Annotated in this window: 1 protein-coding gene and 1 pseudogene; both read left to right on the top strand. The window is 66.3% G+C overall.

Features of this window, described 5'->3' with window-relative positions:
- Window positions 1-474: pseudogene (gene sufC, locus ELR45_RS40275) on the top strand (Fe-S cluster assembly ATPase SufC); the annotation flags it as partial.
- 114 nt (window positions 475-588) lie between these two features.
- A partial coding sequence (locus ELR45_RS40270) for an aminotransferase class V-fold PLP-dependent enzyme (protein ID WP_240759075.1) occupies window positions 589-1,363 on the top strand: 775 nt, incomplete at its 3' end.

The raw sequence follows: 1,363 nt of genomic DNA, 5'->3' as shown, positions 1-1,363 counted from the left end.
GGAGTCTCGGTGTCCAACTTCCTCCGCAGCGCGAAGACGGCGATCGACGGTGAGGCGCCGAAGCTGCGGACGTGGGTGAAGGACGTCAAGACGGCGATGGAGAACCTGAAGATCGACCCCGAGTTCGCCGAGCGGGACCTGAACAAGGGGTTCTCCGGTGGTGAGAAGAAGCGGCACGAGATCCTGCAGCTCGAGCTGCTGAACCCGGCGTTCGCCGTGCTCGACGAGACCGACTCCGGCCTGGACATCGACGCGTTGCGCATCGTGTCCGACGGCGTCAACCGGTTCACGTCGAGCGGCGACAAGGGCGTCTTGCTGATCACCCACTACACGCGGATCCTGCGCTACATCAAGCCGGACTTCGTGCACGTCTTCGTGGCCGGAAAGGTCGCCGAAGAAGGCGGGCCGGAGCTGGCCGAGAAGCTCGAGGAGCAGGGTTACGCCGACTACGTCGGTGCGAGCGCGGCGGTCTGACCGCCGCCCGCACCTAAATGATCATGTCCAGTAGGTTTTCCCAGGCCGTACCAGGGTTGCAGACCTGGTAGTGCACGAGAAAACCTGTTGGTCATCCCAGCAGAGGAGGCAGACGTGGCGCACCAGGGAGCCAGTCCGCTCGATGTAGACCGGATCCGCAAGGACTTCCCGATCCTCGAGCGCCGGCTGGCCGGCGACCAGCCGTTGGTGTACCTGGACTCGGCCAACACCTCGCAGAAGCCTCGTCCGGTTCTCGACGCGTTGGCCGAGCACTACGAACAGCACAACGCCAACGTGGCGCGAGCCGTGCACCAGCTCGGCGAGGAGTCGACGGCCGCCTACGAGGGGGCCCGGGACAAGATCGCGGCGTTCATCGGGGCGCCGAGCCGGGACGAGTTGGTCTTCACCAAGAACGCCTCTGAAGCGCTGAATCTGGTGGCGAACACGCTGGCGAGCGGGTTGGCTGAGGACCCGCGGTACCGGTTGGGGCCCGGCGACGAGATCGTCGTCACCGAGATGGAGCATCACTCCAACATCGTGCCGTGGCAGCTGGCCGCGCAGCGTACCGGCGCGACGCTGCGCTGGTTCGGGCTCACCGACGACGGGCGGCTCGATCTGACCGACCTCACCGAGCTGGTCAACTCTCGGACCAAGATCGTCTCCCTCGCGCATCAGTCCAACTTCCTCGGCACCGTCAACCCGGTGCGGACGGTCGTGGAGCGGGCCCGCGAGGTCGGCGCTCTGATACTCGTCGACGGTGCACAGTCGGTGCCGCACATGCCGGTGGACGTCACCGCGCTCGGTGCCGACCTGCTCGCGTTCACCGGGCACAAGATGTGCGGGCCGACCGGAATCGGTGTGCTGTGGGGACGGTCCGAGGTGCTGAACG

This window comes from Phytoactinopolyspora endophytica (assembly GCF_004138495.1).
GTDB classification, from domain to species: domain Bacteria; phylum Actinomycetota; class Actinomycetes; order Jiangellales; family Jiangellaceae; genus Phytoactinopolyspora; species Phytoactinopolyspora endophytica.
Note: the sequence above shows the minus strand (reverse complement) of the source record. Positions and strands in the feature narration are given on the sequence as shown.